The organism is Kribbella orskensis (assembly GCF_004342085.1).
Classification (GTDB): domain Bacteria; phylum Actinomycetota; class Actinomycetes; order Propionibacteriales; family Kribbellaceae; genus Kribbella; species Kribbella orskensis.
This window is the reverse complement of sequence record NZ_SLWM01000010.1, coordinates 47,234-69,662: the sequence shown is the minus strand read 5'-3', so window position 1 is coordinate 69,662 and position 22,429 is coordinate 47,234. Positions and strand designations below refer to the sequence as shown.

At 69.4% G+C, this 22,429-nt stretch carries 20 protein-coding genes and 1 riboswitch; of the genes, 11 read left to right on the top strand and 9 right to left on the bottom strand.

The window, feature by feature from the left end:
* Positions 1–321: 321 nt before the first annotated feature.
* The 5 genes from EV644_RS25130 to EV644_RS25110 are packed head-to-tail and all read right to left on the bottom strand — an operon-like array spanning position 322 to position 5,856.
* Positions 322–1,839, bottom strand: a complete 1,518-nt coding sequence (locus tag EV644_RS25130) for a lyase family protein (protein WP_132191188.1) — start codon at positions 1,837–1,839, stop codon at positions 322–324.
* Complete coding sequence (locus tag EV644_RS25125; RefSeq protein ID WP_132191187.1) at positions 1,836–2,810, bottom strand: 1-aminocyclopropane-1-carboxylate deaminase/D-cysteine desulfhydrase; 975 nt, start codon at positions 2,808–2,810, stop codon at positions 1,836–1,838. The genes EV644_RS25130 and EV644_RS25125 overlap by 4 nt, the downstream gene beginning before the upstream one ends.
* A complete protein-coding gene (xcbD, locus tag EV644_RS25120; protein WP_132191186.1) occupies positions 2,807–4,168 on the bottom strand; it encodes a 3-sulfopropionylcysteine synthase XcbD in 1,362 nt (453 codons plus the stop codon). The genes EV644_RS25125 and xcbD overlap by 4 nt, the downstream gene beginning before the upstream one ends.
* A complete protein-coding gene (locus tag EV644_RS25115) occupies positions 4,169–5,068 on the bottom strand; it encodes an XcbA family protein (RefSeq protein WP_132191185.1) in 900 nt (299 codons plus the stop codon).
* Positions 5,065–5,856, bottom strand: coding sequence for a phosphosulfolactate synthase (locus tag EV644_RS25110; protein ID WP_242001026.1), 792 nt, complete (start codon positions 5,854–5,856; stop codon positions 5,065–5,067). The genes EV644_RS25115 and EV644_RS25110 overlap by 4 nt, the downstream gene beginning before the upstream one ends.
* A 142-nt stretch (positions 5,857–5,998) precedes the next feature.
* Between EV644_RS25110 and EV644_RS25105 the strand changes: the two genes are divergently transcribed.
* Genes EV644_RS25105 through EV644_RS25075 form a run of 7 tightly spaced genes read left to right on the top strand, consistent with a single transcriptional unit; the run spans position 5,999 to position 13,971 of the window.
* Positions 5,999–7,357: an FAD-dependent oxidoreductase gene (locus EV644_RS25105; RefSeq protein ID WP_132191184.1), complete on the top strand. Its 1,359-nt coding sequence runs from the start codon at positions 5,999–6,001 to the stop codon at positions 7,355–7,357.
* 2 nt (positions 7,358–7,359) lie between these two features.
* Positions 7,360–8,109, top strand: a complete 750-nt coding sequence (locus tag EV644_RS25100) for an SDR family NAD(P)-dependent oxidoreductase (protein ID WP_132191183.1) — start codon at positions 7,360–7,362, stop codon at positions 8,107–8,109.
* Positions 8,110–8,141: 32 nt separating this feature from the next.
* Positions 8,142–8,915: an SDR family NAD(P)-dependent oxidoreductase gene (locus EV644_RS25095; protein ID WP_132191182.1), complete on the top strand. Its 774-nt coding sequence runs from the start codon at positions 8,142–8,144 to the stop codon at positions 8,913–8,915.
* A 9-nt stretch (positions 8,916–8,924) separates the two neighbouring features.
* Positions 8,925–9,845: a CoA transferase subunit A gene (locus EV644_RS25090; protein ID WP_132191181.1), complete on the top strand. Its 921-nt coding sequence runs from the start codon at positions 8,925–8,927 to the stop codon at positions 9,843–9,845.
* Entirely contained in the window at positions 9,842–10,672 is an 831-nt protein-coding gene (locus EV644_RS25085; RefSeq protein WP_132191180.1) for a CoA-transferase subunit beta, read from the top strand. Before EV644_RS25090 ends, EV644_RS25085 begins: the two co-directional genes overlap by 4 nt.
* Positions 10,660–12,798: an acetate--CoA ligase family protein gene (locus tag EV644_RS25080; protein WP_132191179.1), complete on the top strand. Its 2,139-nt coding sequence runs from the start codon at positions 10,660–10,662 to the stop codon at positions 12,796–12,798. Before EV644_RS25085 ends, EV644_RS25080 begins: the two co-directional genes overlap by 13 nt.
* Positions 12,799–12,858: 60 nt before the next feature.
* Positions 12,859–13,971 carry a cobalamin-independent methionine synthase II family protein gene (locus tag EV644_RS25075; protein WP_132191178.1) on the top strand — a complete coding sequence of 371 codons (1,113 nt, stop codon included), beginning with the start codon at positions 12,859–12,861 and terminating at the stop codon, positions 13,969–13,971.
* Between the two features lie 73 nt (positions 13,972–14,044).
* On the opposite strand, the gene EV644_RS25070 is transcribed toward EV644_RS25075, so the two are convergent.
* Positions 14,045–14,521: a GbsR/MarR family transcriptional regulator gene (locus EV644_RS25070; protein WP_132191177.1), complete on the bottom strand. Its 477-nt coding sequence runs from the start codon at positions 14,519–14,521 to the stop codon at positions 14,045–14,047.
* Between the two features lie 89 nt (positions 14,522–14,610).
* Between EV644_RS25070 and EV644_RS25065 the strand changes: the two genes are divergently transcribed.
* Positions 14,611–15,009, top strand: a complete 399-nt coding sequence (locus EV644_RS25065; protein WP_132191176.1) for a hypothetical protein — start codon at positions 14,611–14,613, stop codon at positions 15,007–15,009.
* A gap of 51 nt (positions 15,010–15,060) precedes the next feature.
* Here the strand turns inward: EV644_RS25065 and EV644_RS25060 are convergent, their stop codons facing one another.
* Positions 15,061–16,509 (bottom strand): glycine hydroxymethyltransferase, encoded by a 1,449-nt coding sequence (locus EV644_RS25060; RefSeq protein WP_132191175.1) that lies wholly within the window; start codon positions 16,507–16,509, stop codon positions 15,061–15,063.
* A gap of 43 nt (positions 16,510–16,552) precedes the next feature.
* Positions 16,553–16,634: riboswitch (ZMP/ZTP riboswitch) on the bottom strand.
* Positions 16,635–16,717: 83 nt separating this feature from the next.
* Positions 16,718–18,343: an acyl-CoA dehydrogenase family protein gene (locus EV644_RS25055; RefSeq protein WP_132191174.1), complete on the bottom strand. Its 1,626-nt coding sequence runs from the start codon at positions 18,341–18,343 to the stop codon at positions 16,718–16,720.
* 18 nt (positions 18,344–18,361) lie between these two features.
* Between EV644_RS25055 and EV644_RS25050 the strand changes: the two genes are divergently transcribed.
* From EV644_RS25050 to EV644_RS25040, 3 genes are all read left to right on the top strand, one after another.
* Positions 18,362–19,651, top strand: coding sequence for a YihY/virulence factor BrkB family protein (locus EV644_RS25050; protein WP_132191173.1), 1,290 nt, complete (start codon positions 18,362–18,364; stop codon positions 19,649–19,651).
* Positions 19,652–19,813: 162 nt separating this feature from the next.
* Positions 19,814–20,887 (top strand): ribosome small subunit-dependent GTPase A, encoded by a 1,074-nt coding sequence (gene rsgA / locus EV644_RS25045; protein ID WP_132191172.1) that lies wholly within the window; start codon positions 19,814–19,816, stop codon positions 20,885–20,887.
* A 48-nt stretch (positions 20,888–20,935) separates the two neighbouring features.
* Positions 20,936–21,679, top strand: a complete 744-nt coding sequence (locus EV644_RS25040; RefSeq protein WP_132191171.1) for an SDR family NAD(P)-dependent oxidoreductase — start codon at positions 20,936–20,938, stop codon at positions 21,677–21,679.
* Here EV644_RS25040 and EV644_RS25035 read toward each other — a convergent pair.
* Positions 21,664–22,188 carry a GNAT family N-acetyltransferase gene (locus tag EV644_RS25035; RefSeq protein ID WP_199239991.1) on the bottom strand — a complete coding sequence of 175 codons (525 nt, stop codon included), beginning with the start codon at positions 22,186–22,188 and terminating at the stop codon, positions 21,664–21,666. The two genes, EV644_RS25040 and EV644_RS25035, sit on opposite strands and share 16 nt — an antisense overlap.
* Between the last annotated feature and the right edge of the window lie 241 nt (positions 22,189–22,429).

Here is a 22,429-nt window from a genome sequence, read left to right as displayed (position 1 = left end):
CTCGGAGCCGCCGACTCTCCTAGCGGCGGAGGTGAGGCTGCACCACAGCCGGCACAATGCGTCAGCTGGCGCCGTACCCGTCGGGTCCGCGGTGGCGGGTATGTGCATCCGATTGAAAGTGCTCGGAACCGCCGTGGGTGTGCTCCAAGGCATGCGGGTCAGAAGTGGATGCGGCCCCACCCCACGAGCGGTGGGCCGCACCCAGGGCCCCCTCGAGGGCTGACTCGGCTCAGTAAGTCGAACTTGGTGAGGTTCGCGCCCGCTCCGTACGGCAGTGACCGCACCGCCTTCGGGTGCGAGCTCGACCCCGACGGACGGTCCTCATCGACGTCCGGCCGGAGTAGCCACCGCGAGGGCGGTGGCGATCAGGTGTGCCTCGGTCTCGCGGGCGTGGATTCGACGGATCTGCCGCCAAGCGGCGGCCTCGGCATGTCGGTGGGTCAGGGAGCGGGAGTGCTCGCGGACGCGGTCCGGGGCGCTGCCGCCGAGCACCGTGCGTCCCGCCACGATCTGCGCCGGGTCGAGGGCGTCGTGGAGGATCCGGGGATCCAGGTTCAGCGGATGGCCTAATACGTCGGTCGCGGCGCAGGTGAGGTCGTCGATGGTGAGTGTGGTGCGGTTCGAGTTGGTGGCCGTGGCCACTGCTCGGCCGACGACGCGGTAGGCGGAGCGGTAGTCGAGGGCGTGGCGGAGGACGAGTTCTTCGGCGAGGTCGGTTGCGCCGGTGAAGTGTGCGGCGGCCGCTGCGGCGAGAGCGTCTCGGTCCACCGAGAGCGTGCGCACAACCTCGGCGCCGAGGGCAACTACTCGTCGGGCGAGTTCGAGAGCTCCTGCTACCTCGCCGTACGCGTGCAGCCAGTTGTCGGTGCGGGCCGACGGGGTGAGCTGGGTGACCAGGAGGCCGGTCGCGCGGCCCACGAGGGTGCCTGCTCCGGCCCGGATCACCGCGAGCGCGTACGGGTTGCGCTTCTGCGGCATCAGCACTGAGGCGCGGCACAGTGACGCGTCCAACGTGACGTAACCGAAGCCGGGGCTGGCGAAGATCTCGAGGTCCTCGGCCAGCCTGTCGACGGTGGTCGCGGCCTGCGCCGCGGCGACCACCGCATCGGCGAGGCCGTCGGCCGCCCACATGATGTCGCGGGTATGTGCGCCCGGGCACTCGAAGCCGAGTACCTCGGCGAGACGCGAACGGTTCATCGGAACGCGGCTGCCGCCCACGCCGCCGACGCCGGCGGGGGAGCGGTCAGCCCACCGATAGGCGAGCTGCAGCCGGTCGAGGTGTCGAGCGGCCTCCTCGCCGAAGCCGCCCAGGTAGTGGCCGAAAGTCGACGACTGTGCCGGCTGAAGGTAAGTGGTGTCCGCCCAGACCGAGTCTGCGTGCGCGGCAGACTGGGCGCACACTGAATCGAGGAACCCGCCGACCGCCTCGTGCAGGTCGAGAAGGCGGTTTCGCAGGGCGAGCCGGAAGGCGATGCGCCCGGCCTCTCGCCGGGTGCGACCGGTGTGCAACCACCCGGCGACGCTTCCCAGCCGACGTTCCAGTTCACGTTCGCGGCTGTTGTACGCGTCGCCGTAAACCGGGTCGTACGGAAAGGCCTCCGCCGGCACGTCGCGCAGTTCCAGCAGAGCTGCGAGCAGGACACCCGCATCAGCAGCGGGGATGACTCCAGCCTCGTGAAGTGCGAGGACGTGGGCGAGGTCGGCCAGACCGAGCCCGTGGTGCAGGAGCGGCGCGTCAGCTGTCTCCAGTGCATAGCCGGCCTCGACCAGCTCGGGGGCAGGCCCGCTGCTGATCCGCGCCTCGGCCCCCAGATATCCGTCCGGCACAGGGCGGCTCACAGGGATCCCCTCGGTCCGGCGAACAGCGTCGGGGCGCCGCCTGTCACCAGGAACACGACCGGACCGTCGACCCTGCCTGCCCGCGCCGCGTCCACGAGGGCCGCCATGGCCTTCGCCCCGAACACCGGGTCGAGGAACACGCCCTCCGTGCGGGCGACCAGCCGGGCCGCGGCGTCACCTTCTGGCGAAGCCTGTCCGTAGCCTGGCCCCAGATACCCGCCGAGCACGGTCACACCATCGGCATCGGCGTACGGGAGGTCGAGCACCCGGGTTGCACCGTCGGCGAGCGACGTGACACGGGCGACGCACTCGTCGCCTGGACGGCTCACGCTCACCCCGACCACCTCGTACGGGCTGCGCAGCCACCGTGATGCGGCGACGAGTCCAGCCTGTGTTGCGCACGAGCCGGTGGCTAACCACAGCTGCGACGGGCTCAGGCCGTCGGCCATGAGCTGGTCGGCCAGTTCCATGCTCGCGCGCACGTAGCCAGCGGCGCCCAGTGGTGTGGCACCGCCGCGCGGCACGAGGTACGGCCGTCGCCCTGTCGCTGACAGCTCCGCCCCGAGCTTCTCGATCGCGGTGTCGACCGAGGCTCGATCGTGCTCGCCGGTGAACCGCACGTCCGCCTCCGAGAGCTCGCTGAGCAGCAAGTTTCCGGTCGGTCGGGTCGGCGATCCGTAGAAGACGAGGTACGGCGTCAGGCCGGAGCGGCGTGCCGCGAGCGCGGCGAGCATGGCCCAGTTCGACTGTGGCCCGGCCCCGGTGACGAGGCAGTCACACCCCTGGGCGAGGGCGTCGCCGAGCAGGTACTCGAGGCCGCGAACCTTGTTGCCGCCGAGTCCCAGGCCGGTCAGGTCGTCTCGCTTGAGCCACACATCGGCGCCGACCTCCGCCGACAGGCGTGGCGCGGGCAGGAGCGGCGTGGGCGCTGCGACCAGCGGTACTCGCGGCAGCGACAGGAGCTGCTTCATCGGCCAAGGCCTTTGTTGCAGGCGGCAACCACCCGATCAACGAACGCGGGTGCGACCCCAAGCGCAGCCTGCACGTCGAGGCAGCGGGCGATTTCGTCAGGGCTGAGGTGTTCGGCGATCCGGTGATCAGCGAGCAGGGCGGTCCGCAGATCGACGCCACGATTCATACCAGCGAGAGTCGCCTCATAGACGACGGTGTGGGCAGAGTGCTTGCCGATCCGATCGGCCAACGCACGCATCACCGGCTCGGACAGCACGTAGCCACCGCGTGCCCCGAGGTTCTCTCGCATCCGGTCGGTGTCTACCTCCAGCCCATCGAGGAGGCGGCACGCGAAGGCCAGGGCAGCGCCGGTGAGCAGGCATGCCTCGGGCAGGACCACCCACTCGGCCTTCCACGCCCGCCCGTCGCGCTCATGCTCGTGGACCATGCCCTCGACGGCGACCGCGGCATCGGCCCGGACGATCCGGGCCAGCGTGACAAGGTGTTCGGAGAGCTCGGGGTTGCGCTTGTGCGGCATGGTGATGCTGCCGACCTGGCCTGGGGTGAACGGCTCGCGCACCTCACCGATCTCGGGACGCTGCAGCTCGTACACCTCCTGGCCGATCTTCGCGAGGGTCCCCGTCACCATGGCCAGCAGACCGACGAACTCGGCGATGCCGTCGCGAGCGGTGATCCACGGGATATCGGGGGTGCCCAGCTCAAGCCGGCGGGCGAACTCCCCGAGCAGCGGGAGCGCGCGATCACCCCAGAACTCCATCGTTCCCAGCGCTCCGCCGAGCTGGACGACCTCGCGGCGGCCGCGGCCCTCGGCCAGCCGAACCCGATGGCGGCGCAGCTCCGCCGCCCATACCGCGGCCTTGAACCCGAAGGTGATCGGCAGCCCGGGCTGCCCGTGCGTCCGCCCGCACATCTCGGTATCGCGATGCCGCTTCGCCAGCGCCAGCGCCGCCGCCTCCGCGTGCGCGAGGTCGCGCTCGAGGATGTCGGCGACCTGTCGCATGACGAGTGCGGTCCAGGTGTCCGACACGTCCTGCACAGTGGCGCCGTAGTACACCCACTCCCGTGCTTCTTCCGGGAGGATGTTCTGGAGGCAGCGGATCAGGCCGAGCGTCGAGTGGCCGGTGGCGCGGGTCTGCTCGGCCACCTCAGCGAGGTCGAGCAGCTCGGCATCGGCATGTTTCCTGATCGCGCGTGCGGCGTCGGCGGGAACGAGGCCGACGTCAGCCTGCGCTTCGGCCAGCGCGGCCAGGATATTCAGCCAGGCCTGTATCCGCCCTTCGTCATCCAGCAGGCGATGCATCTCCGGCGTGGTCCACAGATGGCCGTACAAGACGGAGTCGACGAGGTGCGCACCCATCTAGCTCACCGTGGCCTCATCGAGCCGCGCCACCCCGGTGAGGCGGCGCAGCGCGCTCCTGATCTCGTCGAGATTCGACCCCCACGGAACGACGGCAGTGCTCCCGTCGAGCTCCATACCGCGTTCGAGCAGACAGCACTTGGCCAAGGTCGGCCCGGCATCCGACGCTCGCCGGCGAGGGCAGATGTCCACGCGCGGGGGCTCGTCGCCGTAGAAGTGGCGGTGGAACTGCAGGGATCGTTCGCACCCGATCATCAACCAGTCCTCCCGCCGCGCCGGGCGGGTGTCGAGGAACGCCACCTCGCCGCCCAGGTCCACACTCGAGCCGCGACATGGCAGCAAGTACCGCCCGGCCGGGTTGGCTGCCGCCAGGTCGCGGATGTCCACCGCGTCGAGGACGAGCTCGATCGGCGGCAGGTCCTCGTCGAAGGCAACCACCTGCTCGGCCATGGCGAACAGCTTCGGTGGTTTCGGCGGTACCACCTCGGTGACCCGGATCCGCACCGGCGCCGGCTCCCAGATGAAGTTCACGTGCTCATAGCGCCCCTGCACCACATAAGCTCGCGCGCCCGCCCGACGATGGGCGTGCGCCGCCCGAGCCAGCGCGGTGGCGTTTCCCACGTCGGTTTCCGGTGAGCTGATCGAGACCACCTGCTCCGGTACTGCGAGCACGCGCGCCTCGACCACAGGGGAGAACAGGGGATCGATGGATGCCTTGCGCACTGCGACGACAGCGGTCTCGGAGCCCTTGCGCAGGACGAGGTAGTCGGTCCGGCGGTACACCTCCCGACCCAGCAGGAACGGCACCAGATCCAGTTCGGTGAGCGGGACCTCGACCTCCTGGACGGACAAGCCGCGGTAGGGCCTGGTGATGGTGTTCGGCGCCGGGTCGGGAATCACCGCAGCGTCACCTGTCCCGTCACGGCGGTGTCCGCGCGCAGGCCGAGCCGCAAAGTCTCCAAGGGGAGTACCTCGTCGAGCGGCACGTTGCCGACGTTCACGCCCGCCCCGAGCCGACGGATCAGCCAGGTCTGCTGCGCTTTGCGGGGTGCCTCGAAGATCACCCGATCGAGTGGGAGGCGGGCGGCGATCGCGTCGACCAGTTCGGCACGCACACTGCCGTCGTCGTGGTAGAGCCCGACCGTGCCGCTCTCGCGACCTTCGGCGATCACCCAGCTGGCCCCGGCAGCCAGATCCGCCTCCATCTCGGCCAACCATTTCTCGGTCACGACCGGAGCGTGGCCGTCCTTCGCGCCGGTCTCGGCGAAGACGGTGAAGTCGTTGGCCAGCGATCGCACCAGCCCGGTCTTCTGGTCGAGTGTCATGGCCTGCAGGCCGTCGGACACCTCGATCGCGCCGACACCGATGCCCGCCGCCCAGTGGCGCAGTTCGTCGACCCGGCCCTGGGCGGCGCACACCTCGAGCAGGGTCCCGCCGAGGGACACCAGGACACCGGCCGCGTTGCACAGCGCGACGCGCTCCTTGACTGCCGGGTCTACGTAAGCGATACCCCAGCCGATCTTGAGCACGTCGATGAAGTCGCCGGCTTGGGTGAGCAGGGCCTCGAGCGCCGGCGGGGTGATGCCCTTGTCGAGTACATGCGTGAGCCCGACGCGCCGGGGTTTCTGGTCACGTTCGGGCAGATCGAGGAAGTCCGGACAGTCCCACACGGCCATACCTCCAGTCATCGGGTTCGGCTCGAAGCTAGTCCCGGGCCCGGTCGCAGTCTGTGTCCCAACCGGTCGAACTCCGCGCGATCCTTCACCCCGCCGGGCCATGGAGGCACCGGCATCCCGTCTCTAGCGTTCGAGCCAGGCAGGGAGGTGCTTGATGAGCCAGCGGCTGATAGTGGTCGGCGGCGGTGCGGCCGGGATGTCCGCCGCGTCCGCTGCCCGGCGGGTCGACCCCGCCCTGGAGATCGTGGTGCTCGAGGCGAGCGGCTACTCGGCGTACGGCATGTGTGGCCTGCCCTACTACCTGAGTGGCACGGTCGCCAGGGCGGACGCGCTGCTGGCCTACCCACCCGCGTTCTTCCGCGACGAGCGCCGGATCGACCTGCGCCTGCAAACCCGGGCGACGAGGTTGGAGCCGGACAAGCACCTCGTCCACTACCGCGAGGACGGGCATGAGCATCGGCTCGGCTATCACCGGCTGATCGTGGCGGCCGGAGGAGCCCCGTCGATCCCTCCGGTTCCGGGCCTCGGCAACAACCATGTGTTCACGGTGCGCACCCTGGAGGATGCGATCAGCCTCCGCAGTCTTCTCGACGCCGGACACGTCGGCCGGGCCCTCGTGATAGGTGCCGGCTACATCGGTCTGGAGATGGCCGAGGCACTCGCCGAGCGCGGTGTGGCCGTGACTCTGGCGGAGGCACTGCCGCGCGTGATGTCCAACCTCGATCCGCCGATCGCCGCGCTGGTCGAGGAGGAGGTACGCCGCCACGGTGTGGACCTGCGCCTCGGCGCCCGCGTCGACGCGATCCGCACCACCCCAGACGGACTCGACGCGTTGATCGACGGCAAGGTTGTCACGGTCGATGTCGTCGTGGTCGCGGCGGGCGTGCGGCCGGCGGCCGGCATCGCCGGCGACGCGGGAGCGCTCACCGGTCCGGGTGGCGCGCTCCTGGTGGACGACCGGATGGGTACCTCCCTTCCGGACGTCCTCGCCGCCGGCGACTGCATTGCGCCGTACCACCACGTGATCGGCCGACCGGCCTTCGTTCCGCTGGGACCTGCGGCGAACAAGACCGGACGGGTGGCCGGCACCGTGGCCGCGGGCGGCGACGCCCGCTTCCCCGGGATCGTGGGAACAGCGGTCGTGAAGGTGTTCGACCTCGCCGTGGCCCGCACCGGGCTGACGCTGGCTGAGGCAGAGGCTGAGAGACTGCCCGCGGTCGCCACGGATGCGCTTGGCAGATCCCGAGCCAAGTACTACCCGGGCGCCGAGGCCGTCAGCGTCCGGCTGGTGCACGAGAGTGGGGGCCGATTGCTCGGAGCACAACTCGTCGGCAGCGGAGAGGGTGTGGCCAAGCGCGTCGACGTCGTGGCCGTCGCCCTGCAGGCGGGCTTCGCCGTCGAGGACCTGCTCGCGCTCGACCTGTCCTACGCCCCACCATATGCGCCCGTCTACGAACCGATTCTGCTCGCCGCCCAGGCCGCAACGGCCCGTGGTGCGGCGGTTCCGGCCTGATCATGGCTGCCGAACAGCGGGATGCAGCAAGCGAGAGCCGGGTCGCTGTCGTCACCGGGGGCGGGTCAGGGATCGGCCGGGCCACCGCGGCGCGACTGGTGGCCGAGGGCATCCGCGTTGCCGTGCTCGACATCGGCGACGTGACGGCTGGGGACGCCAAGCTGGTACTGCGCGCCGACGTGACCGACCCGTACTCCGTGCAGTCGGCGTTCACGCAGATCGTTGACACCTTCGGCCGGATCGACGTCCTGGTGAACAACGCCGGCATCACCGGATCGGCCGAGGCGACCGTCTGCCATCAGACGCCGATCGAGGAGTGGGACCGCGTCCAGGCGGTCAACGTCCGCGGGCCGTTCCTCTGTACCCGCGCGGCGTTGCCGACGATGCTTGCCCAGGGCACCGGCCACGTGATCACCGTCGCGTCGGTGGCCGGGCTGATCGCCTTTCCGGGCCGCTGTGCGTACACCGCTTCCAAGGGCGCGGCGGTGATGTTCACCAGATCCGTCGCGGTCGATTACGCGAGCTCGGGCATCCGGGCGAACGCGGTCTGTCCCGGCATGGTCGAGACACCCATGACGAAGTGGCGCCTCGACCAGCCGGAACTGCGCGCCCAGGTGGAGTCGAAGATCCCGATGGGCCGGGTGGCACAACCCGATGAGATCGCGGACGCGATAGCGCTGCTCGCCTCGGACCGGCTCGCCTACCTGACCGGTCACACCCTCGTCCTCGACGGGGGCTGGAGTGCTCTCTGACCACCCGCTCGGACACGAAGGGACATCCGCAGATGACAGGAAGACTGGACGGCAGGGTGGCGCTGATCACCGGCGCCGGCTCGGGGATCGGCCGGGCCGCGGCCGAGCTGTTCGCCGCCGAGGGTGCAGCGGTGGCGGTGGTCGACCTGATCGCCGACGCCGCCGAGGAGACGGTAGCCAAGATCGGCGCCGACGGTGGTCGGGCCGTGGCGCTCGCGGCGAACGTGGCAGTTGCCACCGAGGTGGAGTCGGCGGTCGCCCGCGCTGTGGGTGAGTTCGGGCGGCTCGACGTGCTCTACAACAACGCGGGCGTGAATAGCGCGGGTTCGGTCGCCGATGCGACCGAGGACGACTGGGACCGCTGCTTCGCGGTCAACGCCAAGGGCACCTTCCTGTGCTCGCGCGCGGCGGTTCCGCAGCTCGAGAAGACCGGCGGTGGCGCGATCGTCAACCAGGGCTCGGTGGCCGGGCTGGTCGGCGTGCCCAACTTCGCCGCCTACTGCGCGGCGAAAGGAGCGGTTGTGGCGCTGACTCGCTCGATGGCGATCGACCTCGCGGCCCGTCGGATCCGGGTGAATGCCATCTGCCCAGGCACGGTGTTCACCCCGCTGATGGAGCCCATGCTTCGCGCCCGAGGTGACGGTGATCTTGAAGCGGGCCTGGCCAAGACGGTCGTCAAGTACCCGATCGGCCGCCTCGGTACGCCGGAGGAGATCGCCCGGGTCGCGTTGTTCCTGGCCAGTGACGACGCGTCGTTCCTGACCGGCTCGATCGTGACTGCCGACGGCGGCATGACGGCTCAGTAGGAGACCGCGATGTCATTCCATCTCGACCCCGACAAGCTGGCCGACCTCGACCGGGCGGCAGGAATGGTGGCGGACGGATCGCTTGTCGCGCTCGGCGGCGGACTGTCGGCCAGGTTACCGATGGCGCTGGTCCGCGAGCTGATCAGGCAGGGCCGGCGCGACCTGCACGTCGTCGGCTCGGCGCACGGCATCGACGTCGACCTGCTCGTGGCGGCCGGCTCGATCGCGATCTGCGAGGAGAGCTACGTCGGCTTCGAGCAGGACTTCGGGCTTGCGCCGGCCTACCGGCGGGCGGCGCAGACAGGGGCGATCGAGGTTCGCGAGAGCTGCTGCGGGACCGTGCTCGCACAGCTGCGGGCCGCGGAGTTCGGCCTGCCGTTCCTCCCGGTGCGCGGTGTGAAGGGCTCTGACATCCGGCGCCTGCACCCTGAGTACGGGGAGGTGACCTGCCCCTTCACCGGCGAGACCCTGGTGGTCGTGCCACCGCTGCGACCCGACTTCGCGCTGATCCACGCGCCGCTCGGGGATCGGCGGGGCAACCTCCACCTTGACCAGCCCTACGTGCTCGACGAGCGTTTCGCCGCCGCTTCCCGCGCCGTTGTCGCGACAGTCGAACGCATCGCCTCCAGCGAAGAGGTAGCCGCTGCAGGGGTGACCATCCCCGGGCACCTGGTAGCCGCAATTGCCGAGGTGCCGTACGGCGCACACCCGACGTCCTGCTATCCGGCCTACGCCTATGACCGTCCGCATCTCGCGCAGTACGTCGGTGCGGCCACCGCAGGGGGCGACGAACTGGCCGGCTACCTGGACCGATATGTCACCGGCGCGCCGACCGAGGACGCCTATCGCAAAGTCATCGGCGAGGAACGGCTGGCAGAGATCGGCGGTTGGTCGGCGTCCACCGAGGCGTGGAAGGAGCTGTTCCGATGAGCTTCTCGATCGACGAGTGGTTCGTTGTCTTGCTGGCCCGGACGATCCGCGACAGCGAGGTGGTCTTTCACGGCTTCGGCAGTCCGTGCGCCCAGGTGGCCATGCACGTGGCCCGGCACACCTCCGCCCGCAACATGCTGCTGGTCGAGGGCGCCACGTACGCTGTCAATCCGGATCCGCCGTTCATCCCGCCGACCGGGAACGACCTCAGCCTGCAGCGCGGAGCGTCGTACCGGATGCGCTTCGAGGAGTTCTTCGACGCCGCTCTCCGCGGTGACGTCGACCGGATGTTCCTGTCCGGCGGCCAGATCGATGCCTACGGCAACACCAACGTGACGGCGATCGGCCCGCTCGAGGCGCCGAAGGTGAAGCTCGGGGGTGGTGGTGGCGGCTGTAACCTCGCCGCCACGATCCAGCACCTGACGCTGTGGACCACCCGGCATCGCTCGGGGCGCGCGCTCGTCGAGCACTGCGACTTCGTCACGGACATGGGCCATCGCACCCCCGACGGTTCTCGCACCGAGCTCGGATACGCGGGTGCCGGGCCGGAGTGGCTGATCACCGAGCTCGGGGTCTTCGACTATGACGAGGGCGGTCGGGCCCGGCTGCGGCAGGTGTTCCCGGACGTCAGCGTCGAGCAGGTCCGGGCCGCGACCGGTTTCGAGCTGGTCGTGGCCGCGGATCTGCGGCCGGTACCGCTGCCCAGCGCGGCCGAGATCGCTGCGCTTCGAGGCGTCGACCCGCTCGGGGTACGCCGGTCGGAGTTCTCGCCCGCAGAGCTGCGGCGTACGTTCACCCATGGCGAGGGAGCCGGATGCCTGTGCTGAGAGACGGCCTGACCGCGGTTTTCGAGCCGCGGCGGGTCGCGCTGGTCGGAGCGTCCGACCAGCCAGGTAAGACCGGCGAGGTCTTCTGGCGCAATCTGTCGAGCTTTCCCGGCGAGATTGTTCCGGTCACTTCCTCGGCCGGGGCGGTCGGCGGGCAGAAGGCCTACCCGACGTTGACGGCCGTCGAGGGCGACATCGACCTGGCGGTGATCGTCGTCCCTGCCGCCGCGGTCCCCGCGGTCATCCGCGACGCGGGAGCCAAAGGGGTGTCGGCCGCGATCGTCATCAGCGGTGGGTTCGCCGAGGCCGGGCCGGAGGGGATCCGCCTCCACTATCAGCTGATGACCGCGGCGCACGCGGGCGGCGTACGGATCGTCGGGCCCAACTGCTTCGGAGTGCAGAACTGCGACCTTCCGCTCAACGCGTCGCTGGCCGCAGGCACTCCCCGAGGTGGGGGAGGGATCAGCCTCGTCACCCAGTCCGGTGCGTACGGCATGGCTATCCACTCGCTCGGTCTGGATGAGCAGATCCGCTTCGCCAAGGTTTACGCCGCCGGGAACAAGGCGGACATCGGTGATGCCGAGTTGTTGCGTTACCTCGCCGACGACCCGGCCAGCCGGACGCTCTGCTTCTTCCTCGAGTCGCTGCCTGACGGCCGCGCGTTCTTCGAGGCGGCCCGCCGCGTCACGCCCCGCAAACCGGTGATCGTCGCGAAGACCGGCCGCTCGGTCGCCGGGGTTCGCGCGGCGTGGTCGCATACCGCTGGGCTGGCCGGCAGCGAGCGCGTGTGGCGGGCCGCGTTCGAGCAGGCCGGGGTGATCCTGGCTCATTCGGGGCTGGAGATGATGGACGTCGCGCGTGCCCTCGACGCTCAGCCGCCACCCGCAGGCCGCAGGGTCGCCGTCATCACGAACTCGGGTGGCACCGGAGTCGAGCTGGCCGATCTGCTGGCCGACGAGGGACTCGAGGTGCCAGAGCTCTCAGCGATGGTGCAGGACGAGTTGCGCCCACTGCTCCCGCCGTTCGCCAGTCCGTCGAACCCGGTGGACATCACGCCGGTGTGGAGCCGGTTCGCCGAGCTGTATCCGCTGCTGGTTGATCGGCTCGCCCGTTCTGGTGAGGTCGACGCGGTGGTGCCCGTGCTGCTCCACCGTTCGGCGAGCGACGAGCGGGTCGCGGCCGGCGTGCGTAATGCGGTGGCCCGGCTGCGAGCTGATGGGGTGCTTGTACCGGTCTATGTGTGTTGGGTCGCGCCACGGGCCTCCCGCCCGAACGCCGACCTGCTCCAGTCGGGGGGAGTGCCGTGCTTCGAGTGGCCGGAACGCACGGCCCGGGCACTCGGCCACGCCGCCCGGTACGGCGAGGCTCGTGCGCGGGTCCGCTGGTCAGTTCAGGCGAAAGCTCGGGCACGGACCAGGCTGCCGCCAGGCTGGCTCGACGCCGTGGCGGGCGCGCAAGTGCTTGCTGACGCGGGGATTCCTCTGGTCGCAGGGAAGACCTGCACGAATGCCGACGAGGCCAGGGCAGCCGCCGAAGACCTCGGCTATCCCGTGGTTGCGAAGGTGCTCCACCCAGCCATCGTGCACAAGACCGAGGCGGGCGGGATTCGTACCGGCTTGCGTGATGGACAGGCGGTACAGATGGCCGCCACCGAACTGCTTGCCCTGGCTCCCGGCGCGGCGGTGCTCGTACAGCGACAAGCCACCGGCATCGAGGTCGTCATGGGCGGCCTTCGCGACCCGCAGTTCGGCCCGGTCGTGGTGGTCGGCCTCGGCGGGATCTTCGTCGAGGTGATCGACGACGTCGCCCTCTGCCTCGCTCCGATCGACGACGAAGATGCACGACATCTCCTCAGCGACTTGCGCGGCTACCCCTTGCTCACCGGGACCCGTGGCACCAGGCCCGTCGATCTCGACGCCCTCGCCGCGGTGATCCGCGCAGTCGGCGACCTGCTGGTAGCGGCACCGGAGATCGCGGAGCTCGACCTCAACCCGGTACTGGCTACGGACGGTGGCTGCGTTGCCGTGGACTGGCGAATCCTGGTCGAGAATCCGCCCGCCCAGGACGAGGAACGGGTCGGGTTTTCGCCCCGCCACGCCGGAGAATCGGCACTCCGCCCGTCGTAGCGTTCGAGCCAACCGTCACCGAGACGACCGGAGGTCGGGCTTCCGGCGAAAGGGGCAAAGATGCTAGTCGGATCGCAGGACCTGCTGCTCCCCACCACCATGGTGGGCAACTACCCGAACCCCCGCTGGTACGACGGGCACGCGTACGCCGTGTACCCCAAGGGCGAGTTCGTCTACGACGCCATCAGCCGCGAGGCCTTCGAGGACGCGGTCGGCGCCATCGTGCACGACCAGGAGGCCGCCGGGATCGATGTGATCAGCGACGGGAAGGTGTACGGCGGCGACTCGCCGTACGGCCAGATCCTCTATCACTACGTGGAACGCATGACCGGCTACAAGCTGTCGGGTCCGCCGATCGGGCTGCCGATCTACTCAACGCTCTACGCGCCGACCTGTGTCGGTGAGGTACGCCGGGAGTACCCGTTCCACCTGGCCACCCTGCGAGCGGTGCGGAAGGCAACGAAGAAGCCGGTCAAGATCTCGTACACCGGTATCCAGGTGCTCGCCGCCGCAACCAACAACCAGTACTACAAGGAGACCAAGGAGCTCGCGCTCGCCATCGCCAAGTCGTTCAACGAGGACTTCAAGGAGCTTGCCGACGCGGGCTGCGACATCATCCAGGTGGACGAGTTCGTCTGGCCCTACGGGATGGGCGACTGGGAGGTCGAAGTACTCAACACCGCTATGGAGGGTGCCGGCTGCCAGTTCTGGGTGCACACCTGCTGGGGCAACTACTCGGGCACGCCCGGGTACTTCCCCGACGACGAGGAGCGGGAGTTCGGCGCCTGGGTGCTCGACCACCGGCCGACTGCGGCGTCGGCGCCCGAGCGGGCCCACGCGATCTTTCCGAAGGTGCTCGGCGCCAACATCGACGCGCTGAACTACGAGGTCGGCCGCACCGGTCCGGACGATCTGAAACCGCTGGCGGACAACGAGTGGTCCAAGGCCTTCGTGGCCGGTGTCGTGGATGTCAAGAGCACCGTGACCGAGACCGCCGACGAGGTGGCCGACCGGATCCGCTTGGTGCTCGAGTTCGTTCCCGCCGAGCGGGTCGGCCTGACCACGGACTGCGGTCTGATCAACCTGCCCAGGATGATCGCGGCGAGCAAGCTGCGGGCGTTGGTCGACGGCGCGGCCATCGTGCGGGAGGAGTTGGCTGAGAGGGGCATGTAACTACTACGGGCGGTGACAGGGCCCGGCGAGACCGACCGCCGGGCCCGTTCGGCTGCGGTGCCGCCGATGAGGATCAGGTTTTGGCCGAGTGCTCGGCGCGCCAGTTCTTGATCATTTGGGTGAGGTCTTCTCGGATGAAGGCGAAGAAGTCGGCGGCTTCGGCGAGGCGGGCGCCGATGGGGGTTTCGGGGCCGAAGAGGTCGGCGCCGGAGCGGGTGCTGGACTCCCATTCGCCGAGGGCGTCGTTGCGGCGTTCGAGGATGGTGGCGAAGACGTCGTCGCGGATGCGGTAGTGGTCCTTGCGGGAGCCAGGGACGCGTTCGCGGGAGATGAAGGAGACCTGGAGGAGCTGGCGGACGGCGCCGGAGACGGCGGGCTGGCTGATCTGGAGGGATTCGGCGAGCTCCGCGGCGGTCATCGTGCCGGTGGGGCTGACGAGCATCCGGCCCATCACGCGGGCTGACATCGACGGGACGCCGCTGTTCACCAGGACGCCGGCGAAGCGTTCGACGAACCGGCTGACCTCCGCAGGGGTCGGATCGGGCGACATGACAGAACACTACAGGAATCAGATCTATCCCAATTATCACAGAGTTTTGATAATTTGAATTCGGCCTCGGCTGCTCGATGCCGCAGGCAATGAACGCGGGCCTCGGCGTGCTCGACCCGGATCGCGTCGGGACCGGCTCCGCCCTGCTCCAGACGTTCCGACAGGTCGGCGGCACGGTCGGGGTCGCAGTACTGGGGACCGTGCTGAACTCGGTCTACCGCAGCAACGTCGACACGGAGGGGTTGCCGGCACAGGCCGCGGACGCGGTCGACAAGGGCGTCGGCGGCGGCCTCGCGGTCGCGGAGAGGACCGGCTCGGCGGATCTGCTCGACTCGGTCCGCGACGCGTTCCTGACCAGCCTGAACACCACGATGTGGGTGTCCGCCGCAATCGCGATCGTCGGCGCAGCGCTGGCCGCGGCACTGATGCCGAAGCGGGCTGCGAAGGCTTCAGAGGAAGCCCTGATGGGGATTCCGCAGGACCGCTGAACGACGAAGCGCCCGCTCCCACGACTCGTGGAGCGGGCGCATCGCGTGCGATCAGTTCAGGTCGAGACCTGGGTACAGTGGGTGCTTGTCGAGCATTTCGGCGGAGGCGGCGTGGACCTTGTCGGCGACGCCGTCGGCGAGGACGTACTTCGCCTTCGACGCGGCGCCGGCCGACGTCGTCGTCGGGGTGACGCTCGACAGCACGTCGACCATCAGCTCGGCGACGCGGTCGAACTCGTCACCGCCGAAGCCACGGGTGGTCAGCGCCGGGGTGCCGATCCGGACGCCCGAGGTGTACCAGGCGCCGTTCGGGTCGCGGGGGATCGCGTTCCGGTTGGTGACGATGCCCGCGTCCAGCAGCGCCGACTCGGCCTGCCGGCCGGTGATGCCGTACGACGAGACGTCCAGCAGCACGAGGTGGTTCTCGGTGCCATCGGTGACGAGCTTGACGCCGCGCTTCATCAGGCCCTCCGCCAGAGTCACCGCGTTGTCCGCGACGTTCTGCGCGTAGGTCTGGAAGGACGGCTGGCGCGCCTCGGCCAGGGCGACCGCCTTCGCTGCCATCACCTGCCCGAGCGGGCCACCGAGCACCATCGGGCACCCGCGGTCGACGGCGTCGGCGTACTCCGGCTGGCACAGCACCATGCCGCCGCGCGGGCCGCGGAGCGACTTGTGCGTGGTGGTCGTGGTGACGTGGGCGTGGGGGACCGGGTCGAAGTTGCCGGTGAAGACCTTGCCCGCGACCAGGCCGGCAAAGTGCGCCATGTCGACCATCAGGGTGGCGCCGACCTCGTCCGCGATCTCCCGCATCTTGGCGAAGTCGATCTTGCGCGGGTAGGCGGAGTAGCCGGCGATCAGGATCAGCGGCTTGAACGCGCGGGCCTGCTCGGCGACCTTGTCGTAGTCCAGCAGACCGGTCTCCGGGTTGGTGCCGTACGAGCTCTGGTGGAACATCTTGCCGGAGATGTTCGGCCGGAAACCGTGCGTCAGGTGACCGCCGGCGTCCAGCGACATGCCGAGCATCTTCTGGTCGCCGAGCGCCTTGCGGAGCTTGGCCCAGTCCTCGTCGGACAGGTCGTTGACGTGCTTCGCGCCGGCCTCGGCCAGCGCCGGGGACTCGATCCGCTGGGCCAGGATCGCCCAGAACGCGACCAGGTTGGCGTCGATCCCGGAGTGTGGCTGGACGTAGGCGTGCGGCGCGTCGAAGAGCGCTTTCGCGTGATCCGCCGCGGCCTGCTCGACGGTGTCGATGTTCTGGCAGCCGGCGTAGAAGCGGTGCCCGATGGTGCCCTCGGCGTACTTGTCCGACAGCCAGTTGCCCATCGTCAGCAAGGTGGCGGGGGACGCGTAGTTCTCACTCGCGATCAGCTTCAGCGAGGAACGCTGGTCGGCCAGCTCGGCCTTGATCGCGCCGGCGATCGTGGGTTCCACCGCGCCGATCACCTCGAGCGCGTTGCGGTACGCGGCCGATGCGGCGGCGGCGTCGAAGGGTTGAGTCATCGTTGTCTCTCCTGAGGTCGCACAGGGTTTTCCTGTTACAGGGTCGTGGCACCCAGGCGCACGGTGCCGACGTCTTCTCGCTCCCCGGTGGTTGTCCACCTCACGCGCCAGTCGCGACGTCGTTCACCCTAGCGTGTCCGCGGGCCGGGTCCGGTGACGCGTCCGAGGATTCGGAGGTCCTGTCGGGCAGCCCTCCGCGTGCAAGCGTTTACAGGATGCGATCGACGATGGAAGTGAAGGGAGTTGTCCGCGGTAACGTGCCGAACACCCCGCCCCAGTCGGCGCCCAGGCGGGATGCCACGAACGCGTCCGCGACCTCGGGCGTGGAGTAGCGGACGAGCAGCGAGGCCTGCAGACAGACAGCCATCCGGGCCGCGAGCCGTCGCGCCCCGGCCTCCGCGTCACTGAGGTCGGCCAACGACTCCAGTACTCCGGTGATCGCCGCGTCCAGCCGGCGGTCGGCACCCCGGGCGGCTCCGACCTCGGTCAGCCAGGCGTCCAGGGACTCCGGCCGCCGGAGCGCGCGGAGTACGTCGAGGGCGTTGACCGTGCCGGAGCCTTCCCAGATCGAGTTCAGCGGGGACTCGCGGAACAGCAGCGGGAGGCCGGACTCCTCGACGTACCCGTTGCCGCCCAGGCACTCCAGAGCCTCGGCCACGGTCATCGAGGTGCGCTTGCAGACCCAGAACTTCGCCAGCGGCAAGGCGATCCGGCGGAACGCCGCGGCCTGCTCGTCACCTCCGAGCGAGGCGTCCACCGCGGCGGCGAGACGCATCGAGAGAGCGGTTGCCGCCTCGCTCTCGAGGGCGAGATCGGCCAGCACGTTCTGCATCGCCGGCTTGTCCCGCAGCAGCCCGCCGAAGGCGCTCCGGTGGGACGTGTGCCAGGTCGCCTCGACCAGCGCCCGGCGCATCAACGCGGACGAGCCGAGCACGCAGTCGAGCCGGGTCGCCGCCACCATCTCGATGATGGTCCGCACGCCGGCGCCCTCGTCGCCGAGCCGATAGCCGATCGTGCCGTGGAACTCGACCTCGCTGGAGGCGTTGGAGCGGTTGCCGAGCTTCTCCTTCAACCGCTGCAGGGCGAACGCGTTCCGGTTGCCGTCAGCAAGGACGCGCGGTACCACGAAGCAGGTCAGCCCGTCCGGTGCCTGGGCGAGCACGAGGAACACGTCGACCTGCGGGGCCGAGCAGAACCACTTGTGCCCGTTCAGCAGGTATTCGCCATCGCTCCCAGAAGGCGTCGCGGTAGTGAGGTTGGCGCGGACGTCCGAGCCGCCCTGCTTCTCGGTCATGCCCATGCCCGCGAGCGCCCCGGCCTTGTCACCCGCACGCAGCCGGCGAGCGTCGTACGAGGTGGCGGCGAGGCTGGGGATCCACTCGGCCGCGAGTTCTTCGGACGCCCTGAGCGCCGGGACCGCGGCGTACGTCATGGAGATCGGGCAGCCGTGACCGGGCTCGACCTGGGACCACAGGTAGAAGCCCGCCGCGCGGGTCAGGTGGGGTGCTGGGCGATCGCTCGTCCAAGGGGCCGCCTGGAGTCCGAAGCCGACCGCCTTCTCCATCAGCCAGTGCCACGACGGGTGGAACTCGACCTCGTCGATGCGGTTGCCGTAGCGGTCGTGGGTCCGCAGTACGGGTGGGTTCTGATTGGCCGGGAGCGCGTGCGAGAGCGCTTCCTGTGTTCCCGCGAGATCTCCGATCGCGGTCAGGCCGGGATCGTCGTCGAGAGCGGCAAACGGACGCAGAGCGTCACCGAGTGCCCGGTCCCGCGTGAAGAAGTTCACCCCTTGGAGTGGGGGAGCCTGGTTCGTTACCGCGAAAGGGTCCGCCATGTCAGTACGGTAAGCGGTATGGCACGCTCTGGGTCCGGGACCTCCGTCTCACTGGCATGGGCCCGTCGAATCCCCGGTACGGTCTGGAAGCTGATCACCCAGACCGTCGGCACCTGTTTGCGCTACCGGGTCACCGGACTGGCCGCGGAGGCGGCGTTCTTCGCGATCCTCTCGCTGCCGCCGCTGATCTTCGGACTGGCCGGCAGTATCGGCTTCATCGCCAGCCGGTACTTCGAGGTCGAGACGATCGAGGACATCAAGATCCAGATCGCCGACCTGGCCGCCCGGGCGCTCACCGACGACTCGGTCAAGACCGTGATCGTGCCGACCCTGGACCAGGTGCTCGACGGTGGCCGCCCCGACGTGATCTCGATCGGTTTCGTACTGGCCCTGTGGTCCGGCAGTCGTGCGCTCAACGTCTTCGTGGACACCATCACGATCATGTACGGGATGGGTGGCAAGCGCGGCATCATCGGCACCCGCGCCCTGTCCTTCAGCCTGTACTGCGCCGCGCTGGTGATCGGCGTCATCGTGCTTCCGCTGGTGCTGGCCGGTCCGGACGCGGTGAACGCCGTGCTGCCGCAGCGGGTCGACTTCCTGAACCAGCTCTACTGGCCCGTCGTGACGATCCTGTCGGCGGGCTTCCTGAACACCCTGTACCACCTCTCGGTGCCGGTCCGGACGCCTTGGGTCTCCGACCTGCCCGGGTCCTTCCTCGCCCTGTCGATCTGGATCCTCGGCAGCTTCGTGCTGCGGTGGATCCTGCAGAGCACCGTCGGCGGGACGTCGATCTACGGGCCGCTAGCGGCGCCGATCGCGGTGCTGCTGTGGCTCTACATGACAGCGATCGCGGTGCTGATCGGGGCCGCGCTGAACGCCGTGGTGGACCGGTTGTGGCCGCATAAGGCGCGGAAGGACCAGCAGGAGGAAGTGCCCGAGCCCGCGATGAAGGCGGAGACGGAGCTCAAGCACGCGGACCTGGTCACCCCGGCCCAGCAGCGTCCCGAGATCAAGATGGCCGAGGCGGTGGAGGCTCTTGCCGCGCCGATAGAGGAAGACACCCCGGGCTCCGCTCCGGAAGGACCTGCTCCAGAGGCGCCGGCTCCGGAGACACCCCCTCCACCGGTGCCGCCTGCACTCGTGCCGCCTCCCTCCGCGCCGCCTCCCTCCGCGCCGGCGCCCGTAGTACCGGTGGTCGGGGCGGAGGCTGACGGCGAGGTCGACGGCAAGGTTGACGGGGACGCGGAGCGGAAGCCGGCGTCGGTGGGAAAACCCAGTGCGCCCGTCAAGCCTGACGACCTACGCTGATCGCGTCGCGACAGACCGTCCCAGCAGCCCGCGGGACAGCACCAAATGGAAGGAGATGATGCCGCCATGTATGCGCAACAGGCCGATCCGGCCGTCATCTCCAGCACTGTCCGTCCGCTGACCTGATCCCGCGGCCGGACCTCCCGAAAGGTTCGCCGCAAGATGTCAGCACAACTGCAAGCCCTCGGTCTCGACACCGTCACGACCGACTACCTGAACTCGCTTCCCGGTTCGGCGGAGCTGGTGCCGGGGCGCGTGGTCCGCGTGGACAAGGGGATGTCCACGGTTCTCACCGAGGACGGTCCGGTCCGGGCTACCTGGTCTGGTGGAGTCCTCGCCGCGAGCGCCGCCGATTCCCAGGCGACCCCGTGTACCGGGGACTGGGTCCTGCTGCGCGACTGGCCGGACGAGCGGATCACCGTCGAGGCCGTGGCACCACGCCGTACGGCGATCGTCCGGGCTGATGTCGGCGGCACCTCACAGGGCCAGGTGCTCGCGTCCAACATGGACGTGATCGCGATCGTCGTCGGACTCGTACCGGAGCCGAACATCAGTCGGATCGAGCGGTTCCTCGCGCTGGCCTGGGAGAGCGGCGCGCGGCCGGTCGTAGTACTGACCAAGGCTGACCTCGTCGTCGACGCCGATTCTTTTGCGGAGGACGTGGCGACGGCAGCGCCCGGCGCCGACGTACTGGTCTGCAGTGCGACCACAGGCGACGGTCTTGAGGCCGTGAGGGCGCTCCTGGACGACAACGCCACCATGGCCCTGTTGGGAGCCAGTGGGGCGGGCAAATCGTCGCTGGTGAACGCTCTGGCCGGTGTGGAGCTCCTGGACGTGCAAGCGATCCGCGAGGACGGTAAGGGACGGCACACGTCGGTACGGCGCGAGCTGATCGTGCTGCCGGCCGGTGGTGTCGTCATAGACACGCCTGGGCTGAGGGGAGTCGGTCTGCAGGAGTCCGGCGAGGGCATGGCCGCGGCATTCCCGGACGTGACGGCTCTGGCCGAGCAGTGCAAGTTCAAGGACTGCGTGCACCTCACGGAGCCCGGCTGCGCAGTACAGGCGGCTCTGGAGGACGGCAGCCTGTCCGTACGCCGGTACGAGAGCTGGCAGAAGCTGCAGCGCGAGGCGGCGTACATGGCCCGGCGTTCCGACCTCCGGTTGCGCAGCGAGGCCAGGAAGAACTGGGCCCGCCAGACCAAGGAGAACCGCCGGGACCTCAAGCCGCGGCACTGAGGACTGCCGCGACCAGCAACGCCGGGTGGTGGATGGAAGACTCGGGGCATGGATCGTTCTGTGCTGGTGACCGGGGCTTCGCGGGGGATCGGCGCGGCAGTGGCTCGGGCCTTTGCCGCGGCCGGTGATCGGGTCGCCGTCCACTACGGGTCGTCCGAGGCGGATGCCGAAGCCGTGATGGAAGACCTGCCGGGGGAGGGGCATGTGCTGGCGCAGGCCGATCTCGCCGATCCGGGGGCGATCCTCGAGATGGTGGACGGTGCCGCGTCGGTGCTCGGCAGCATCGACGTGCTCGTGAACAACGCCGGGGTCTATCACCCGCACCCGATCCGCAAGACGTCGTACGACGAGTGGCAGCAGGCATGGGCCGGCACGCTCGGGGTGAACCTGGTCGGCGCGGCCAACGTCACCTGGTGCGCAGTCCGCCACATGGGCCGCGGCGGGCGGATCGTGAACGTGTCGTCGCGTGGTGCGTTCCGTGGCGAGCCGAACCAGCCTGCGTACGGCGCGAGCAAGGCGGGTCTGGTGTCATTCAGCCAGTCACTGGCGCGGGCGCTCGGGCCGGAGGGGATCGCCGTGACGACGATCGCGCCCGGCTGGACCACGACCGACATGGCGGCCGAGGCACTCTCGGGCGAGGGCTATGACCGCCGCCGGCTGGAAAGCCCGCTGGAACGGGTGGCGTCACCCGCTGAGGTGGCCGCGGCCGTTGTCTACCTCGCGTCGCCCGAGGCCGAGTTCGCCACCGGCACGGTCCTCGACTTCAACGGCGGGTCTCACCTGCGCATGTGACGCGCGGAGAACTCCTCAGCGGTGATCCCCATCAACACCATGTCCTGGTAGGCGCCGTCGAGGAACTCGTGGTCCCGCAGTATGCCCTCGTGGGTGAAGCCGAGGCTCTCGTGGAGCGCGATCGAGGCCTGGTTGTAGCCGTAGATCCCGGCCTCGGCCTTGTGGTACCGCCGCTCCGCGAACATGAAGCGCAGCAGGATCACCAGCGCGTCGCTGGCATAACCCCGGCGATGGAAGTTCCGCCCGATCGCGATCCCGAAACTGAACCGCCCGGCGCGCCGCGACGTCCCGTTCGTCGACAACGCCCCCACGAGCGTGTCGTTCTCCAGAGCCTCGATCGCCAACTGGAACTCGTCGTTCTCCGGCTTGCGCAGCGACTGCTCCTCGGCCCACCGCACGTACCCCGCATCCGATCGAGCCACGTGCACCATGTCCGCGTTCCGCTGCACCTCGCTGTCCTGGTCGAACCGCTTGAACTCCTCCCAGTCCTCCGGCTCAACCCCCCGCAATCGAACCCGCTCCCCAACCCAAACAGACCCCATCCCCCGATCCAACCATCGCCCCCGGCCCCAGCCACGCAATAACCACCCGAGCCGCCGCAAAACCCAAGCAACAAAAACCAGCCAGAGCCGAAAGCCGACCGACAACACCAGCCAAAGCAGAAGCTTGGGCGCGACATCAGCCAGAGCAGAACCGTGGGCACAACCTCAGCCAGAGGGGAAGGCCGGGCGACGGCACAGCCACAGCAGA

What these genes read in the sequence shown, in the direction of transcription:
- EV644_RS25125 (WP_132191187.1), bottom strand. Translation starts at nt 2,810, where the DNA reads ATGAAGCAGCTCCTGTCGCTGCCGCGAGTACCGCTGGTCGCAGCGCCC.
- xcbD (WP_132191186.1), bottom strand. Translation starts at nt 4,168, where the DNA reads ATGGGTGCGCACCTCGTCGACTCCGTCTTGTACGGCCATCTGTGGACC.
- EV644_RS25110 (WP_242001026.1), bottom strand. Translation starts at nt 5,856, where the DNA reads ATGACTGGAGGTATGGCCGTGTGGGACTGTCCGGACTTCCTCGATCTG.
- EV644_RS25105 (WP_132191184.1), top strand. Translation starts at nt 5,999, where the DNA reads ATGAGCCAGCGGCTGATAGTGGTCGGCGGCGGTGCGGCCGGGATGTCC.
- EV644_RS25100 (WP_132191183.1), top strand. Translation starts at nt 7,360, where the DNA reads ATGGCTGCCGAACAGCGGGATGCAGCAAGCGAGAGCCGGGTCGCTGTC.
- EV644_RS25095 (WP_132191182.1), top strand. Translation starts at nt 8,142, where the DNA reads ATGACAGGAAGACTGGACGGCAGGGTGGCGCTGATCACCGGCGCCGGC.
- EV644_RS25090 (WP_132191181.1), top strand. Translation starts at nt 8,925, where the DNA reads ATGTCATTCCATCTCGACCCCGACAAGCTGGCCGACCTCGACCGGGCG.
- EV644_RS25085 (WP_132191180.1), top strand. Translation starts at nt 9,842, where the DNA reads ATGAGCTTCTCGATCGACGAGTGGTTCGTTGTCTTGCTGGCCCGGACG.
- EV644_RS25080 (WP_132191179.1), top strand. Translation starts at nt 10,660, where the DNA reads ATGCCTGTGCTGAGAGACGGCCTGACCGCGGTTTTCGAGCCGCGGCGG.
- EV644_RS25075 (WP_132191178.1), top strand. Translation starts at nt 12,859, where the DNA reads ATGCTAGTCGGATCGCAGGACCTGCTGCTCCCCACCACCATGGTGGGC.
- EV644_RS25070 (WP_132191177.1), bottom strand. Translation starts at nt 14,521, where the DNA reads ATGTCGCCCGATCCGACCCCTGCGGAGGTCAGCCGGTTCGTCGAACGC.
- EV644_RS25065 (WP_132191176.1), top strand. Translation starts at nt 14,611, where the DNA reads ATGAACGCGGGCCTCGGCGTGCTCGACCCGGATCGCGTCGGGACCGGC.
- EV644_RS25060 (WP_132191175.1), bottom strand. Translation starts at nt 16,509, where the DNA reads ATGACTCAACCCTTCGACGCCGCCGCCGCATCGGCCGCGTACCGCAAC.
- EV644_RS25055 (WP_132191174.1), bottom strand. Translation starts at nt 18,343, where the DNA reads ATGGCGGACCCTTTCGCGGTAACGAACCAGGCTCCCCCACTCCAAGGG.
- EV644_RS25050 (WP_132191173.1), top strand. Translation starts at nt 18,362, where the DNA reads ATGGCACGCTCTGGGTCCGGGACCTCCGTCTCACTGGCATGGGCCCGT.
- rsgA (WP_132191172.1), top strand. Translation starts at nt 19,814, where the DNA reads ATGTCAGCACAACTGCAAGCCCTCGGTCTCGACACCGTCACGACCGAC.
- EV644_RS25040 (WP_132191171.1), top strand. Translation starts at nt 20,936, where the DNA reads ATGGATCGTTCTGTGCTGGTGACCGGGGCTTCGCGGGGGATCGGCGCG.